This window comes from Paenibacillus marchantiophytorum (assembly GCF_014640555.1).
GTDB classification, from domain to species: domain Bacteria; phylum Bacillota; class Bacilli; order Paenibacillales; family NBRC-103111; genus Paenibacillus_E; species Paenibacillus_E marchantiophytorum.
This window is the reverse complement of sequence record NZ_BMHE01000004.1, coordinates 52,362-70,458: the sequence shown is the minus strand read 5'-3', so window position 1 is coordinate 70,458 and position 18,097 is coordinate 52,362. Positions and strand designations below refer to the sequence as shown.

Sequence of the window (18,097 nt, the reverse complement as noted above, 5' to 3'; positions counted from 1 at the left end):
ACTTCTAATGATTGTTTTAGAGTTTATGTTTCAATTTTTTTATTTGGATGGAGCAAAAGCTGCTACAGGAATTCGTCTGTACTACGATTTTGAGAAAAGTGCTTATACAACTACACCAGTTGCGGCACAGTATTCATCAGCACCTAATAAAACATTTGAGCAGGATATTAGCATTTTTTTTGATGGTTCAATTGAAAGTGTTTCTTCAAGTTATCATGCTGGTCAAGGTGGTGCGGTTTCATTTACAACAAATTCAATCAAAATAACAAGTTTTGAAGGGGAAAGATCAAACTTGTATGGCAAGTCTCTCACAAAACCGATGCATCAAATTTACCGCCAACCTAAAGGAATGATTTGGGAGCATGATGCTACCAAAACACCATTTCCAATAGAATTCAATGGAGTAGTTAATGGAGCAGTATCATCGTACCCTGGGAAAATACCCATGTATGGACGTAAGAGGTACACTAACTCTCAGTTCGACTATTCTGATATTAGTACTTTTGGACCGGATTTACGTTATTCATATCAATCATCACTGTACTCTAGTAATGGAGCTAGTGGTGATAAAGTTGCTGATTATACTAAAGAAGGGTATGCAGTCACAACCGCATATAGTGTAAGTATGCCTGACAAATGGTTTTTATCAGAATCTGAAGCAAATGTAGCTGGAACAAATGCTGATATTACAGATCGTGATAAGCTAACTCAGAATTCAATAAATATTTATAATGCTGAAAAGCCTAACAACTCATATGGAGCCATCCCCTTGGCATTCGGAAAAGGGGATTCCCCTGGTAATGGTATGATTAGAACTATGATGTTGTTGGATGATACAGTTCCAGCCTTGCAGATTGAAGATGCGGACGACACAGACGGCTCAGGAGGATTACTACGCAACTACCAAATGTACGCCATAGGCCTATGGAAAGGAACAACCTACAAATACCAAATGTACATAGACGTAACCTACACCCCGCCAGTCAAACCCGATCTTGCCGCGCTTTCCATCGACGCAGGTTCCTGTGTTGCCTTGAATGTTAGTACCAACATCACGATCAAGTTTAAAAATCTAGGTATTGATATACCAAGCAGCTCCTCTTTTAGTGTAACGGTGGCTGCAGATGGTGCAGTCTTCAAAGCTTTCACCTACACCTCAGGGGTCAGTTCTGGACAAACAATTACAGAGGTGGTCCCCTTCACATTCAGTGGTACGAAAAGTATCACACTTTCTGTCGATTCCAATGATTCAATCTCCGAGTCAAGTTCAACCAACAATGTGTTGAGTCAAATGATAGTGCCCCAGTCTAGCTGCTCACCGAGTGGTGGCAATTTCAGCGGGACTACGAAAGCAGATAAACCAACAATACTGTGGAAAGAAAGCAATATTATACAAGCGGATTGGACGATTCCTTCTGGTTGTACGCCTGTGAGAGGCAGGTTTGTTTTATCGCAAGCAACAGGGGGCTATGTACAATATGGTTGGAGCACGTTGAAGGCCTCTTCTACTAGCGACAGTTCTATTTTTTCCTATGGGATGATGGGATATATCGGGTATCCAGGAAACTTGGAGAGTGGAAATGTATTAATCGAATATAAGCTTGAAGATAGCTGTGGAGGGATATCTTATTTTGGTACGGGTACTTTTACGATCGGACCTAAGCCACCCAACCGTCCTCCCCAATTTGAGATTGGCTGGTTTGCAGATATTGATTATTATAGCCGTACACCTATTATGGACGCTGTAGTGGGCGATAGACTGAATGTTCGTTTATTACCTGAAATTGCTCCAAATCACTATGATCCTGATGATGATATCGTCACTTTTGAATGGCGGTTCGCCGAAAGCGCAAGCACGTGGATAAAAAGCTTTCCATCGCAAGGTTATTTAAAAGGCGAGGATAAGTTAACTGGGCTAACTGCACCCAACTCGGTAGGCGATCATATGATTACGGCACGAATGTGTGACCCAATAGGAGCTTGCACACAAAAAGAAGCAACCATCCAAATTATGCGCCCCGAACCAATGCCATGTATAAACGTTCCTAATCGTGTCGTTCAAAATAGACCATTGCCAGCCAATGCAATAAATGGAGCTTGCAGTAAACCAGCAAAAAATAGAACAATTGCACAGCAATTTTGGACCAATAAACATCTGGTTTATCCTACTGTGGGTTTTGAAACCATAACGCTTGAAGTTACGGACAATTACGGAGTGCGAAATTTACCAGAGAATAAAGCCATTAAACAAATTCATGTTGAGGAAGACAGACCACCTGTCGCTTTAATTAATTTACCGCTGATGGCTGTTCGGGGGAATGTCCCTTTTAAGGATATGTCCTTTAGTCCAGATAACGATATCATTGTTGCTACAACAGCAAGTTATCAATATGACAGCGATAATGATGGGAATTATGAAGAGCACTCCCCCATAGCAATACCATTGATAGTTGGTGGTTATACATCGCTTCCAGCAAGTCAAGTGGGGAGATATCGAGTTACGGTTCAGACCACGGAAGACTGGGGTTTGACGGATACGAAACAGTTTCCAATTCATATTACAAATGATTCGCCAGAGGTTTCTTTTACTGTGACTAGTGCAAATCCGGAACCGCCACTTTTTAATACCATGCAAGAGAATGAGATGCTTATGGCTTTTGGAGATATATGGCAAGGTTCCAGTCTGATCCATTCAAATTTGGATAAAGTAAAGAATATTGGACTTACCTATAACACGGTGACGAAAGGTTTTACGTCTCATTACGGCAAGGCTCCTTACAACGCACCAGCTGCAAATCTTGTTTTTACACCTTCAACCGTTACACTAGGCATGAATGCGAGTCATAGCTACAACGTTCCTCAGCTTTTCAGCACTCAATTCCTTGGAAAGAGGTATGGCGTTGCCTCGATTGGTGGATTGTTGGTAACTACGCTTGTGGCTGATTCAACGGGGGGTACAATCAATGTAAATACGGGAAAACCTTATTCTCAGCCCGTTGTCAAATACGAAACAGGTATTTATTCAGGAGCGACAGCTAGTCATCCTGGGAACTATTTATCCTATGATGCCAAAGGAGGTTCCTACTCCTTAACTTGTAAATATTTTTACGCGGATTACAGCGACGACGATGATGTCTATCATTATTGGTGTGATTACACAAGAACAGGTGCCAGTGGGAATATTTCTTGGGTGAAAAGTTTTGAATATAGAAGTTATAGTGTATTAAACTACCTGCAGCTACCTACCGAATCTTATCAAGCAGGTACTTCTTCTTTTATGGAGATTAATGATGATGGGACGAAAATAAAACTTCCTGCTGCTTTGTTTAAACCCAATTATTGTTGGTACTGTGGCGGTGATTCTTCGGATTGGATTGATGTAGAAACAGGTGTGATCGTTCCGACATCTTCGGTTAGTAGACCTCCACTGACCAGTGGTGCAACATACGAAGATGCTGACGTTGTTGTTATTGGGCATAGCGACGATAACAATACATATTACAATTACAGTCGTAGTACGAATAGCAGTAATTACAGCATGGGCAATAGGGGCACCATTACTAATTATTTGACATCCTACAATAAGCACACAGGAGTGACTACAAGGCTTGACATTAGTAGTGTTCCTTACGATGATGCTGAGAGACATAGTGGTGGGGATGCCAATTATTTAAATGGCGGGGACTATACAGAAAGAAAGTCATTTCGAGATATACGGTTTACGGTTTCGGCCGATGGTTTCGTGTATGTCGTTGACGGTTTGAATAAAATAGTTATCGCCAACAAGCATGCAGTTAAGCTTGCCGAATATACCACTGCTGGAATGAGGCCTACTAATACGAAAAGTTATTCTGTCTTGTATGAAGATTATCAATTTACGATGGATGGTGCAGGTTTCGGGGCTGATGGAGAGTTTTATGTAATCGCACACGAGCGTCACTATAAGGATCGGCGTTATAATATTATGCGTACTTCATGCGGCTCTTGCAGTGCGGGTAGTTATATATCGAGTTATGATGATGATTATACGGGTTCCTACGAAAAGTATTACTATTACAGGATCAAAGGTGCAGTAGTGACGAAACCAGATTATGGTGCGAACGAGTTGGGGCAAATTTTGAAGAAGGATACGGATCTCTCGGACGCTGATTATTACTTTGATTTTATGCAGACGAATCCGAACTACAGTGTCAATTCTCCATCGGGCATTAGTTTCAGAGCACAAAATCATTCTAATATGTATAGGCTAGAAGTGATTTCCAACCGATTATCGCTATCCAAAATAATAAACGGTGCAAGAACTGAATTGCGTTCAAGTTCGATAGCTTTACATACAACAGATTTTACTAATTTTAAAATATCTGCCCGAGGCTCGAAAATAAAAGTAAGGATGGGAGCGACGCCGATTTTTGATGTTTCTGACAGTACGTTTAATTCGGGTAGTTATGGAGCATTTATTGGAGGTTTTGGCTCGCAGTTTCGTAATGTCTCGGTGAAGATTCCCATCGTCGACACCAATCAAATAAGCGATGTGGGTATAGCAGGTGAAGCGTTGACTTATCAAACGGAGTTTAATGACCCAGAATTAGATCCACACCTTAAGGTCAAGGACAAATGGCAATACGAGCATACCCATTCAGCGAAGTTTCTAGATGCCGGGGATGGCAAAAGTGGCCTCTCTGCCTTCCATGGAGAAGTTGTTACGGAGATCCAATTAAACTTTTGGACAAGGTTGGTATCTATCGGATGACTTTGTGGGGGACGGATGATCCCGCGCCTAGTGGTTATGCTTTCCCAAATTCTACCTTCGAAGCTTACCAATCGGAATCAGATCCATATGCCAGAAATGTATTGATTCACAGAAGGCCGATTAGCGTTCTTCAGGTGTCACAGGATCCTTATTATAATGTGACTTATGATGATCAAAGCTACGATCCGGATCGCTGGTTATCAGAAGGAATTTGTTCGACGGAATCTACAGGGATCAATTACTGTGCGAATAGAGGCATTCTTGATCGTAAATACGAGTACATTTTACCTGATGGCACCTCTGTTGAAGGCAAAATAAGCAGAGTAAAAGAAATGGGCATGTACACGTTCAGGGTGGCTGTCAAAGATGAATATGGCGCTTGGTCTGACTGGGCAGAAGCTTTTATTTGGCTCAATGCTCCACCGATTAATCATGTTCCTTTTGTTCAACTTACCTCACCCTCTGGTGTGGATTATGACCATCCCTCGGGATCTGCCACTACGAATCCGCTTTTTTCGTGGAAAGCTGTAGATTATGATGCTGACAGTATGATTAAGGCTTACGAAATTGATGTGCAGTATTACTGGTACGATTATTATAGCAATCCTCAGTACCGTTGGATTAGCTATAATAATCCCAATGTTGTCAGATCAGCGAATGCAATAAGTGATGGAACAGTCGTCCCTATGTCGGCCCCCTACTATATGACCTTGAACAGTAATCAAGTGTATAAAGTTAGAGTAAGGGTTCAGGATGAATTGGGGTTATGGTCTGGATGGGATGAAAAATACATGAGCAGCGGCTTTCCGCCAAATGCGTGGCTGACATACCCGAACGGAACTCGAACAAACCCAACCGCAATAACAGGAACTTCACTGATCCCATCATGGAACCAATCTGATGCTGATGCGAATACAGAATTCAAAAGTTGGCAATACCGCGTTTTGGATGAGAACGGAATGCAGCTGAAGTACACCTCTGCTGGGGGTTATTATGATGTTTCACGAAGTGGGTCCTATGAATCTGGATGCAGCGTGGATTCGGACTCTGGGTCGAGGTACGGATGTTCCTACTACACACGGTTAACTTCATGGATTGCTGAGAATCCGTTCCCCATAGGGCTGCTGCCGAATGACGGAAAACCTTTACAAAAGCAAGTTCGTGTCTACGATGGGAAGTACTGGTCTGATTGGTCAAACTCGGGTTGGTTTATGACTAATCGTCCACCAACAGCCAGCTTGGCTGTGCCCAGTGGGTCGCAGACGACGCCTACTATTTTTTCAGAGTTAAGGCCTACATTTAAGTGGAATCAATCTGATTCTGATCCGGCCACAACGTATATGTATTTCCAACTGCAGATTACGAATGAAGCCAACAACCTTATGGTTGTGGATTCCGGTCAGTTCTATCAAGGAACGATGTCTAATTCAGGAAGTTGGGTTGTGAATCAAGATTTGCCAACAGGGGGGAAGCTTCGTGTGCGTGTTCGAGTTTTTGATGGAATTGCTTGGTCTGACTATTCGGACCAAACGTGGTTTTACATAAATCGCGCACCGGCAGCAGATTTTGATTGGTCCCCTAAGCCAGTTTGGGAAGGTGATCGTGTTCGGATCGACAATTTATCAACGGATCCTGACGGTGATAAGTTATCTGCTCTATGGACGGTTGAGCACCCCGATGGGACTGTCAAACAATTTTCCACGAAAGATGTGACAGATCTCTTCTTAAATCCAGGCACGTATAAGATTTCGTTAACTGTTGCTGATAATTTTCTCTCTTCAACGGTTATCAAATGGATGACAGTACTTCCTTTAACGATTCAATCCAGTGTGAATTACACAGCTAATTGGCTGATATGGCATGAGAAAAGCGGTCATCAAACATCAGTACCTCCTAAAGAATTTTATTCTGGGGAAATTTTCATAGTATCCAGCATCAGTTCACCGGCCCCAGTGGAGGAAGTGACAGCATGGATCGATTCGACGGGGATAGATGGGCAGCCCCTTTATGTGTCTGAGCGCTTGATGGCTTTAGCAGGAGATGCGGTTTTATTTCAGGGTGAATTATTTGATCCGAAGTTTCAGTCTTTTTCAGAGGGTTTGCCGGAAGGATTACAAACGATTCATTTTCGCATCCAATATAAGAATGGGATTGTTAAATCGGAAGATATCCCGATCCAAATCATAGGGAATGTGAATAAATCAGTTGGTGTACATAGGGTTCAATAACCAATGGTCCTATGTTACAATAAAACGATCTAAACGCGAATTACAAGGAGAGCGAAAACTTTGAAATATCGACTAATTGCTCTGGATGTAGACGGAACGCTTCTAAATGACGACCATGTATTAACAGAAAAGACGATTGCAACGATTCAAGAAGTTCATGATCAAGGATGTCATATCGTCCTTTGCACAGGAAGAGCACCGGACAGCACGTTGCCTCTTCTTCAGCAATTGGGATTGGAAGGAACGATGATTACCCATAATGGGGCTGCCACGGTTTACGCTGATGAGCGGGGACTCACGTTAGTTAACGAGTTTGCTTTTACAGTGCCTGAAATTGAGCCTATGTTGAATTATGTAAGAAGGGAAGCCATTCATTTTGATGTTTGCACTTCATTCAACATGTATATTGAGCGCATAAGTGATTATGAGAAACAGATGTACAAGAAATTTTTGATTACCCCTAAGCTTGTTACGAGCGTATCAGAGCTAGGGCTGCCGATCGTCAAATATACGCTTTTTAGCCAGCCGGATGTGCTCGATCGCGTACAGCAAGATTGGGAAGAACAGCAATTATATGGACATTTGCGAATGATTCGCAGCGGAGATTTATTTATTGATGTGATGAATCCGATCGCGAATAAAGGGAATGCTTTGAAGACTTTGGCTTCGTCATTAGAGATAGATCCTAGTGAAATTATGGCCATCGGCAACTACTTCAATGATCTGGAAATGATGGATTTCGCCGGTCTTGGCGTTGCAGTAGCCAATTCTCCAGAGGGTGTTTTGCAGGCTGCGGATGTAATAACATCATCTAATAATGATGAAGGTGTGCATGAAGCTTTAATAAAGTATTGTTTGTCCTATTAAATTCCGATTAAATCCCCGGTTTTTGGGGGTTTTTGTCGTTTTGGGGGTTTTTCCATATTATTACGTATGGTAGAATGGGAGAAAGAATACTAGGTTAGGACGTGATGTGATTGGGAGAAAAGTTAAAGTCTAGGAAAAAGGGAAAAGCAATGAAGGTTGCCTTAACGACTGCGTTAGTGACGATGCCTTTCGTTGGGGGAACGCCGCTTGATGTTCACGTATCAGCCAATGAACTGCCACCACCCGTACCTGTCAACGAAATAAGTAATATGGTGATTCCTTTAAACGGATATTCGAATGTAATCGATTTGAAAACCATTTTTAGGGGACCTAGTAACAATTTTGAAATCAATTCAAGCAATTTAGCAGTTGCTAACCTTGATCAGAATTTAACTTCAGCAGGCTTGTTGAAAATTAATCCTGCTACTGTCGGGACAGCTAGTTTCACAATTAAGTATAGTAATGATGGGCTAAGATTCGTCGAAACGTTTGATGTGACCGTGGACGATACGTTAACTGCACCTAAAAACTTTGACATCGTAGAAACAGTCAAAAAAATCATTGCTAACCCGTCGCAGTATTCGGATGCTAATTCGATAAAAAATCTTCTTTCCACAATCGGCCCCGCCAAAGCCCCTGGAACTACGGAAGGCAATCATGCTCCATATCAAATTACACCAAGTTCATTTGTGACTAGTTATACGATTGACAAAAACGAGACAGACCTAGATAAACTGAAATTGAAAAATCTTCAGAGCTTTTTCGCTGATATTGACGGGGATGAAATTCAAATTTCAATCGTTAAATTAAGTGGTAATTCTGCCGACATCGTAGAGTATTACCCTGTCGAAGAAGAAGGAGGATCAGAAGAGGAACCTCAAACTCAGTGGAAAATTGATCCTAAATCAATTGGGACCAGTACCTTCAAGGTGTTCGCGCGTGATGGGAAGGGTGGGGTAGTTTCGGTTGGACCGGTTACTGTTAATATTACTGGCACAGGTACGATTAATCATCCTCCTGTTTTGAACGTAAATAATCCTTTTAATGATCGTGAAGTTACCGCTAGGAGGAACGTCTCTCTTGGAAGAGTAAAAGATTTCTTTACTGACGCAGATGGAGATAACATTTCAGTATCGTTTGCTTCTTCAAATTCTGACATTGCAACAATAATTAATGAAGAAGGAAATATTACGCTAGTGCCACACCGTGAAGGTATAGCAACATTTTCAATATCATATAGCGATGGTTACGCTCAACATGTAGGTCCAAATTTCACGGTAACTGTGAAAAATGGCTCCCCTGTATTGAATTTAACAAACAAAATTGTTCATCATTTTTCAACACATTCAAATCCAGATTACAATCCGAGCAACGCTGTTCTTCATTTATCCAATAATTCAGAGATTGATTTAAGCGAAATGTTTACAGATCCTGAAAATGATAATATGCATTATGAGATTAAAGTTTTGCATTCGGGTGGCAGCGCAGAAACATTAGGTATCGAGGGAAGCATTATTAGAAGTTCAATGATCCCTAATCACGGTGGGAGCATAGACAAGATATTTGCCTATGATTCTCAACACGAAGTACCTACTGAACTAGACGTTTCCATTAACAATAACAATTCAGGGTTATTCCCTGATAGTATCAACGGAATGGATATGTACGAATCCAATGCTGCAGGAACGAGCAGCTTCATTGTGGATTACAGAAGCAGATGGGGAATTGGAGACGACAAAAGCATTGTCAGTTTTAGATCAAAAAATCAATCATCAGTAACAGCCAGTGTCTACGAAGACCACTATTTGAAATTTGATGCTGCTTTATTGGAGGCTGACACGAGTTCAGCTATTCAAGTTTTATCTGTATTGAAGGAGTCGGAATATATCATGTATCAGAGTGATTTTACCATCAATGTGATCTCTCCCTACGATACGCAATACAGTGGTGATCCAGCTATCAGCTTTTCGCGGTTATATCCGTCTTTTGATTATGGAAAAAGATATTATGGAAGCTTCATAACTTCAGATAATAATGCAATTCTATCGTTTGAAACAGGTTCTTTTGTACGTATTTCGCAATATGATCAGATGCATACCCAAACGGTCTTTATCATAGATCCCGAATTTGGAAGTCGTAAATTTATCGTACCTTTCATCAAACCAATCCAGCCGCCACTTCCAGGGTAGTGAGTATGGATCAATTACAAGATAAGCTATCAAGTTTCCTTACGAATAAGCAGTTTGCTCTTGCGGAAACCGAACTTAAACAGGCTCTTGCCAAAAACCCGCTAGACGCGCAACTATGGGTCATGCTAGGCGAAACTCTTTTGCTTCAAAATCAAGGCCAAGCAGCCAAGCGCGTTTTCGACCGCGCTTGGCTGCTTGATCCTCAAGCGCAGTGGGCAGCCCATATTTATAAGCGGTTGGATCAACTTGCGGCTGGTGAGCCCCGCGAGGATATGGATGATCTGCTCGCGGTGCCCAAGGTCACCGTAACTGCCGCTATTTTAACTCAAAATGAAGCGTCTAATATTGCAAAATGCATCTTAGCTTTGCAGGGAGCTGTAGATGAGATTCTCCTCGTAGACTCTTCGACGGATGAGACGCGCCTTATTGCTGCTCAGTACCCTAAGGTAAAGATTGTTCCAATTACCTGGACGGACGACTTTGCCGCGGCACGCAATATAGGTCTTGAGCATGTGAAATCCGACTGGGTGATTTGGGTAGATGCGGATGATGTGTTGGTTTCTGAAGACATCGCTTCTTTGAGAGAAGCTGCAGGTGTATTTCATCATTTGGATGCGGTTCCTGCCCTGCACGTTTGGCATTTGAATCAAGTGAGTGGCACGATTCACCATGATTTCTCACAAGTTCGCATGTTTCCTATGCGCAGAGGGCTTAGATTCTATGGGCGTGTGCATGAACAAGTGGGAACTGACAAGGGGATTTTCCACAATGATATGTACCGACGCGCGGTTAAAATTAGATTGTTTCATTTCGGTTACGAACCTTCTGTCATGCAAAGCAGAGCCAAATTCGCAAGAAATCTGCGCTTGTTGAAGCTTATGACACTCGAAGAACCGGAGAACCCTGGTCATTGGTTGTATTACGGCAGGGAGTCGCTTCGCATTGGCGAAGAAAACCAGGCGTATGCCGCGTTGCTCGAGGCGGAGCGCCTGGGGCTGCAAACACCGATGTTTGGCAGGATGCCTGATGTGTATAAGTTTCTATATCAGATTATGATGGTACGCACGAATTTCACTGAAGCGGAAGCGTATTGTCACAAGCTGATTGCCAGTCATCCCGATTTTCCGGATGCTCACTATATGCTGGCTCAGGTTCGGGTGAAGCAAGCGGATGCCTTGCTGCGATTAGCGGAGATCAGCTATAAGAAATCGCTGTCCAGTTTGCCTCACTATCGTGGCAGTGTGAGTGCGGATTACAAACTCGGTGAGTGGAAGGTAGAGGTGGCTTTGGGCGAACTTGCCATGCGCTCAGGTAAATTAAGCCGAGCCAAAGGTATTTTCGTCAAGCACAGTCAACAAAAAGAAGTTAGTGAAAGGCTGAAAGCCAAAATCACTGCCATAGAAAACGAACGCCAACGATTAAATGAATCTATGAATTCATAAAAAAGAGACGGTTCCAACGTCATGACGTGGATGCCGTCTCTTTTTGCTTTTTTAAATTAAATAACAAAAGCGCTAGTGATAATAACCAATAAAATAAAGAGTACCAAGATGGCCCCGGATGAGTGTGCACCGACTGCTGACATGTGGATTTCCCTCCTTCTTGAAGCTAGTTATAAGATAGCATATGAAGCAAGGGATAAATGTGTATAGACGTTTATCCTGATTACTCATAAATTGGTCGATGTTGGGGGAATCTACAGAAGAATTATAATAAGATCTGTAGAGGAGGCGAGTAAAGTCGTGGCCGATATTATGCTTAGACCCGACCTGAAAACAGCAGGCGGCGAAGTCTGCGATATTATGTATAATGGGGAGTTTGTCGGTACGTTAACGCTAGTCTACAGGGAATCGGATCGACTTAAAGGCTCGATTCATCTGGAGCAGCAGTCGATTACGATCGCAAACAAGAAAAAGGTGTATGCGTTCGTACAATCGTATATTCAAGATGTGATTGATGCCTGTGGAATTAAGGAATGCGAGGTTTTGGTCAGTTACAGTGAGTATGACTTTGTCATTGCGACAGATCATGCTATGCAGCCAGCTATATTCGAGGTGGACAATTTGGCGGATATCCGGCAATCCCATGATGAAGCCGTCAATTATGAATGGGTGAGCGATGAGACGCGTTTCGATGACATTGATGCTGATTATGGGCTGGACCAAATGGATATGATTCAAGAGCGTAAGAAGCAGCATGGTTATGAGCTTGTTATTGTTGCGGAGAACAGAAATCGTGTAGAATATCATGTTTATGATAAGGATTCAGAGTTGGTGGCTGAAGCGTCTACGCATGTATATGGTTCGGATGTCATTGGTGATGTCATCTGGAAATTTGATCCGTTTGATGAAGAAATGGATTTGGTGACGGAGTTAGTTGTTGCCGATTTCAATGAAGATGAGACGGATACGTTCATTTTCAATATGATATATAACGGAGAAACGATTGATACGGTGGAGTTGACGCATATTGATTTATTGGATTTGGTCGAAGATATCCATAGCGATGCGACGCTTCCGCCTAATCCGGAGGATTATACGATTGTAATGGCTCGCGATGATGGGGATACGTTAACGTATGAAATCTATCAACAGTCTTATGGCGGCTTGCCAATAGGCACAGCTACGGTTGATGTCAGTTCTCGGCAGTTGACGGGGTTTATTGATTTCCGGGAACCTGGTGATTCGGATGACCGAGAGTTAATCGCTTCTTTATTACTGGACGAGCTGGATAAAGAAAAAGACTATGAAACCTTTAATGTGTCTATGCTATATCGCAATAAGCTTATCGATGAAATATGGTTTGAAACGGATCCATTCCATTAACTCACATAACAAAAGGCATGAACTCCCATACTCAGATGGAAGCCATGCCTTTTGTTCATTTTTTATTAAAAAGTGTTGGAAACGACAACTTGATCCAAGGAGAAACGGCCAGCAGATCTTGCAGGCGTAGCAGCTAATCCAAGGCTGATCAACATAACAGGTACATAGCGGGAAGGTACGTTGAAAGCTTCAACGAATTTGCCAGCATCATAACCACCCATTGGGCAAGTGTCATAGCCAAGGGATTTAGCAGCCAGCATAAGCTGCATGGCAGCCAAGGAACCATTACGGATAGCTTCATCGCGAGCGACTTGCGGATATTGGTAAGCTCCTTCGATTTGAGCTACCAAGCTGTCTTTTACGGATTGAGGAATGAAACCTGCTTCTACAGCTGGACCAAAAACAGCATCCGCATTTTTGTTAGCTTCCAGATCTCCTAGAACAGCGATAACCACAGAGCTTTCAACGATTTGTTTTTGTCCATAAGCGATTGGCAGTAATTTTTCTTTTTGAGCTTGATCGTCAATGACGAGCAGTTTCCAGTGCTGCAGGTTCCAGGAAGAAGGTGCTAAGGAAGCTCCAGTCAGGATGGCATCCAGATCAGCTTTAGGAATTTGGTGACCTGTTTGATATTGTTTGACAGAGTGACGCTCTTCCAATACTTTTAATACTTCGTTTTGTACTTGTGTGCTCATTAGGGTTTCCCTCCAGGAAATAAAAATGAATTCTTTATAGTGTGGTTTATTTACTAACAAAATATACTGTAATCATAAATGTTATAGTTAAAACTGTCAAGAGAGTCTTTCGTGATGTCGTAAAATGTTGGATAATGAAAGCATGGAAGGGGGGGGCCTCTTGAAATTGACGCAAAAAGAACTGAGTCATCTTGTTTTTCTATCCGAGGTTGTGCTCACGGGGAAGAAGAAGAGTTTGATGGATGAGACTCTGCAATGTTTGTTATATATTGTTAAATCTTTGGAGGAAGTTGAACTCCCCGATACGGTGATTCATCAGATTGAAAGCTTGACAGCTCTTATTGAATCGGATTTAAGAGATGAGAATGAGAGGATTCAGGAAATTCGCAGCCATTTGGACTGGTCGCCCAGAGCGAGAAGGAATCCATCGGATGGATTGTGAGGATGGTGCTCCTCATGCTATCATGTAGAGTACTGTTTTTTTATTATTATGAGGTGATAGATATGAGCTACGAAATCCCCAGAGATGTTCAATTGTTGGGGCGTGACATCCAAGAGAACCAATTAAAATATCACAATAAATTCGTTCTGATTTCCAAAGAGTTTACGTTTGACAGCGCACATCATTTGCATTGTTACGAGGGAAAATGTAAAAGTCTGCACGGCCATACCTACAAGCTTCAAGTTATTATGCGTGGGCAAGTGGATAGCCGGGGGATCGCGATAGATTTTGGGGATATTAAACGTATAGCCAAGGAACGGGTCATTGATCGTTTGGATCATAAATATTTGAATGATGTTCTGCCGGCTATGAATACAACCGCTGAAAATATGATCGTTTGGATGTATGAAGAAATTCACCAAGCGCTCGTGGAAGAGCAGTTGTATCCGGCGATTAAGCTGGAGGAAATTCGTTTGTGGGAGACGCCAACCAGCTACGCGGCGATCACGCGCGCCATGATGGAGGAGGATGTGTAATGCGAGATATCCGCATTCCGATGGTCGAAATCTTCGAGACTGTTGAAGGGGAAGGAACCCGTGCCGGGTTCCCGACGATCTTCGTCCGTCTTTTTGGTTGCAATCTGCGCTGTACCTGGTGTGACACCAAGTACAGCTACCCGCCGGCGGAAGCGGAGAACGTCATGACCATTGCTGAGATTGTCAGCAAGGTCAGTTCGTTCCGCTCCCGGCATATTTGCCTGACCGGCGGCGAGCCGCTCCTGTACGGCGAGAAGTCGCTCGCATTAATTGAAGCGCTCGCCGAGCTGGAGCAGGTCGATGACCTGCACATCGAGACGAATGGCGCGATCGATCTCGCGATGTTTGTGGAGCGGGTAGCATCGCCTAAGGTGCGCTACATTATGGACTTCAAGCTGCCCGACTCCGGAGAGATGGAGCAGATGATTATGAGCAATTTCGCGCTGCTGCGCGAACAGGACGAGCTTAAGTTCGTCATCGGCAGCGAGCTCGATTTCTCCACCGCGGTGAACGTGCTGGAGCAGCATCCCACGAAGGCGCTGCCAATGTTCAGCCCTGTGTGGGAGACGATGCCGCCGCATAAGCTTGTCGAGCATATGCTGAGCGCGGGCTTGTCCAAGGTGAAACTCAATATGCAGCTGCACAAAATCATTTGGGACCCGGCAATGCGAGGCGTTTAATTTAGGAAAGAGGTGCAATCGATGAGTACAAGCGAAGTGACGAAGAAAAGAGCTGTCATTATTTTGAGTGGCGGATTAGATAGTACAACCTGCATGGGGCTTGCCGAAGAGGCAGGCTATGAGCTATACCCGCTTTCTTTTGACTATGGGCAGCGTCACAAAATCGAGATTGAAAATGCTAAGCAAGTTGCTGAGCATTACGGTGTCAGCAAGCGTCATAAGATCATCAAGCTGGATTTCTTGCGTGATTTCGGTGGAAGTGCGCTAACGGATGACAGTATAGCTGTGCCTGATGTGATGAATGGGGAACAGGCCGCAGAAGGGGAGTCGGAGATTCCAGTTACGTATGTGCCTGGACGCAACCTGCTCTTCCTGTCTATTGCCACCTCCTATGCGGAAGTGACAGGTTCGGAAGCCATATATATCGGTGTCAATGCCTTGGATTACAGCGGGTATCCGGATTGTCGTCCGGAGTTTATTCATAAAGTTGAAGAAGTTATCGCTTTAGCGACGAAGGTCGGTGTAGAAGGCAAGGGCATCACGATCGAGACGCCGTTAATTGATTGGACGAAAGCGAAGATTATCGAAGAAGGCTTGAAAATCGGAGTGCCGTATGAACTTACGACATCCTGCTACAACGGAAAGACGGAAGCATGCGGCGTTTGTGACAGCTGCAGACTGCGCTTGAAAGGTTTTGAGGAAGCGGGTTCCAAAGACCCTATTCCTTATCTCGTTTAAAGCTTATGACCAGGGTCATGGTGGTTGATGACGATGCCGACATCAGAGAATTGATTCGCGTTTATTTGGTTGGTGAAGGCTTGACGGTTGTGCAGGCTAGCAATGGACAAGAAGCGCTCAAAAAGCTAGAGGCAACGCCAGCAGATCTGGTGGTGCTGGATGTCATGATGCCTTTGATGGATGGTTGGGAGCTATGCCGCGAATTAAGAGAGCGGTATAATGATCTTCCGCTGCTGATGGTAACCGCCAAAGGCGAATCTGTTCACAAGGTGAAAGGTTTCCAACTGGGTACGGATGACTACTTAGTGAAACCTTTTGATCCCGTGGAGCTGGCTTTGCGGGTCAAAGCACTGTTGAAAAGGTACCGGATCAATGCATCCCAGACCATCACATTAGGCGATGTAATCATTGATCGCTCGGCTTTCGAGGTTCGGCTCCAAGAGCAGCGTTTTGCTTTGCCTCTGAAAGAATTCGAGCTTCTGTATAAACTGGCCAGCTACCCGGCCCAAATTTTCACCAGAACCCAACTGATTGAACAAATCTGGGGGATGGATTATGAGGGCGACGAGCGAACGGTCGATGTTCATATCAAAAGATTGCGAGAGCGCTTCGAGCCGCTTACCGAGGAGTTTCATATTGCGACAATTCGCGGACTGGGCTATAGGCTTGAGGTGCGGTCATGATTAAATCCCTCTATACCAGAGTGGTTTTAACGTTCTTAGCGATTGTTGTCATAAGCGTATTGGTTGCTTTTCCGCTGGCGACTTTCATGTTCACTAATCGCCTCTCAGCGGAGGTACAAGCCGAGATGCTGGCGATGGGCAAGCAGTTGACTACCCTGACTGAAGACATACAGCCCAGTAATTTAGATGCTTTTTTATCAGGGACTAATCGGCTTAATGAGAATTATAGTTTTACCTTGTTTGACGATAAGGGACATCCCTCAACGCCAATCATGTTGGATAGAAGAGGGCTCCCACGTATTCAGGCTTCTGAAGTGGCTGCCGTCCTGGCTGGTGACATTTATAAGAGTCTCGATTATGAGGGCTCCAAAGATCCATTTAATCGGATTAAAGTTGGGGTGCCTTTTCATATCGGTGGCAAGGTGTATGCCTTATTCATCCATCCGAATATTTCGAAAGATGTGCAGCGTCAAATCCAGAAGCTTATTATTTATGTGCTTGTTATCGTGCTTGCTGTTGGAAGTCTGCTCATTCTGATTGCTTCGCGGTATTTGGTAAATCCACTCAAGAAGCTGACACTGGCGACGGAACGTTTATCCCGCGGCAATTTCAATGTTCATGTCTCTGTCAAACAGAAGGATGAACTGGGTATGTTGGCACATAGCTTTAATCATATGGCTGGCGAGCTGAAACAACTCGAACAGATGAGACAAGACTTCGTCTCGAACGTATCGCATGAAATTCAATCGCCGTTGACGTCCATTCGTGGTTTCTCCAAGGTGCTGCGCAATGCAGACCTCGATGTGTCCGAACGCGATCATTATTTGGTAATCATTGAACGAGAGAGTGAACGGTTGTCACGGCTTAGTGAAAACCTGCTCAAGTTGGCTTCGCTGGAATCGGAGCATCATCCTTTTAAACCCACTACTTACGATCTAGATGAACAACTGCGTAGAGTCGTTGTCTTCTATGAGCCGCAGTGGTCGAGTAAGCAGTTGGACTTGGACTTGGAGCTTCCTCGTGTGAAAATAACCGCAGACAGTGACCAATTAAGTCAGGTATGGATGAATTTGCTTGGCAATGCGATCAAATTCACACCTTCCGGCGGCGCGATTCGAATTCATTTGCAACCGCTGAATGATCGGATTCGGATCAGTATTCTAGATACAGGGCGGGGGATCCCGGCAGTTGATCTTGAACGCATTTTTGAGAGATTCTATAAAGCGGATGCAGCCAGAGAGCGTGAAACAGATGGAAGCGGTTTGGGGCTGGCTATCGTGCGTAAAATTGTTGAATTGCATCATGGCGTGATTGAAGTCCACAGCGAGATAGATCATGGCACACGATTTTCCGTGACGATTCCCATTATGAACTATCCGAATAAAAAGTAGACAGAGAAACCCTGACATTATTTTCAGGGTTTTTTTGGTTTGTTCATATTGGGTTCATATTGTACGTGTATCT

General features: G+C 43.6%; 14 protein-coding genes. 12 read left to right on the top strand and 2 right to left on the bottom strand.

Translation table 11 applies throughout. From position 1 onward, the window contains the following. Window positions 1–25: 25 nt before the first annotated feature. The 5 genes from IEY34_RS05845 to IEY34_RS05825 all read left to right on the top strand — a co-directional run bounded on the left by IEY34_RS05845 (window position 26) and on the right by IEY34_RS05825 (window position 11,476). On the top strand, window positions 26–4,750 hold the full coding sequence (locus IEY34_RS05845; protein ID WP_189008970.1) for a CARDB domain-containing protein: 4,725 nt from the start codon (window positions 26–28) through the stop codon (window positions 4,748–4,750). Then, window positions 4,723–6,978: a glycoside hydrolase family 78 protein gene (locus IEY34_RS05840; RefSeq protein ID WP_189008967.1), complete on the top strand. Its 2,256-nt coding sequence runs from the start codon at window positions 4,723–4,725 to the stop codon at window positions 6,976–6,978. The genes IEY34_RS05845 and IEY34_RS05840 overlap by 28 nt, the downstream gene beginning before the upstream one ends. A gap of 60 nt (window positions 6,979–7,038) precedes the next feature. After that, entirely contained in the window at window positions 7,039–7,845 is an 807-nt protein-coding gene (locus IEY34_RS05835; RefSeq protein ID WP_189008965.1) for a Cof-type HAD-IIB family hydrolase, read from the top strand. A 110-nt stretch (window positions 7,846–7,955) separates the two neighbouring features. After that, on the top strand, window positions 7,956–10,034 hold the full coding sequence (locus tag IEY34_RS05830; RefSeq protein WP_189008961.1) for a hypothetical protein: 2,079 nt from the start codon (window positions 7,956–7,958) through the stop codon (window positions 10,032–10,034). A gap of 5 nt (window positions 10,035–10,039) precedes the next feature. Next, window positions 10,040–11,476: a glycosyltransferase gene (locus IEY34_RS05825; protein WP_189008958.1), complete on the top strand. Its 1,437-nt coding sequence runs from the start codon at window positions 10,040–10,042 to the stop codon at window positions 11,474–11,476. Window positions 11,477–11,532: 56 nt separating this feature from the next. On the opposite strand, the gene IEY34_RS36580 is transcribed toward IEY34_RS05825, so the two are convergent. Then, window positions 11,533–11,619: a YjcZ family sporulation protein gene (locus IEY34_RS36580; protein ID WP_229757502.1), complete on the bottom strand. Its 87-nt coding sequence runs from the start codon at window positions 11,617–11,619 to the stop codon at window positions 11,533–11,535. A gap of 157 nt (window positions 11,620–11,776) precedes the next feature. Between IEY34_RS36580 and IEY34_RS05820 the strand changes: the two genes are divergently transcribed. Continuing rightward, window positions 11,777–12,859 (top strand): hypothetical protein, encoded by a 1,083-nt coding sequence (locus IEY34_RS05820; protein ID WP_189008955.1) that lies wholly within the window; start codon window positions 11,777–11,779, stop codon window positions 12,857–12,859. Between the two features lie 65 nt (window positions 12,860–12,924). On the opposite strand, the gene IEY34_RS05815 is transcribed toward IEY34_RS05820, so the two are convergent. Then, window positions 12,925–13,554 (bottom strand): nitroreductase family protein, encoded by a 630-nt coding sequence (locus tag IEY34_RS05815; protein ID WP_189008952.1) that lies wholly within the window; start codon window positions 13,552–13,554, stop codon window positions 12,925–12,927. A gap of 160 nt (window positions 13,555–13,714) precedes the next feature. Between IEY34_RS05815 and IEY34_RS05810 the strand changes: the two genes are divergently transcribed. From IEY34_RS05810 to IEY34_RS05785, 6 genes are all read left to right on the top strand, one after another. After that, a complete protein-coding gene (locus IEY34_RS05810) occupies window positions 13,715–13,996 on the top strand; it encodes a hypothetical protein (RefSeq protein WP_189008949.1) in 282 nt (93 codons plus the stop codon). A 62-nt stretch (window positions 13,997–14,058) separates the two neighbouring features. Continuing rightward, entirely contained in the window at window positions 14,059–14,532 is a 474-nt protein-coding gene (gene queD / locus IEY34_RS05805) for a 6-carboxytetrahydropterin synthase QueD (protein ID WP_189008945.1), read from the top strand. Then, window positions 14,532–15,212 (top strand): 7-carboxy-7-deazaguanine synthase QueE, encoded by a 681-nt coding sequence (locus IEY34_RS05800; RefSeq protein ID WP_189008942.1) that lies wholly within the window; start codon window positions 14,532–14,534, stop codon window positions 15,210–15,212. The genes queD and IEY34_RS05800 overlap by 1 nt, the downstream gene beginning before the upstream one ends. Before the next feature lie 21 nt (window positions 15,213–15,233). Then, window positions 15,234–15,950, top strand: a complete 717-nt coding sequence (queC, locus tag IEY34_RS05795) for a 7-cyano-7-deazaguanine synthase QueC (RefSeq protein ID WP_189008939.1) — start codon at window positions 15,234–15,236, stop codon at window positions 15,948–15,950. A gap of 5 nt (window positions 15,951–15,955) precedes the next feature. After that, a complete protein-coding gene (locus tag IEY34_RS05790) occupies window positions 15,956–16,633 on the top strand; it encodes a response regulator transcription factor (protein WP_189008936.1) in 678 nt (225 codons plus the stop codon). Beyond that, window positions 16,630–18,024, top strand: a complete 1,395-nt coding sequence (locus IEY34_RS05785) for a sensor histidine kinase (RefSeq protein ID WP_189008933.1) — start codon at window positions 16,630–16,632, stop codon at window positions 18,022–18,024. Before IEY34_RS05790 ends, IEY34_RS05785 begins: the two co-directional genes overlap by 4 nt. The last annotated feature ends 73 nt before the right edge of the window (window positions 18,025–18,097 follow it).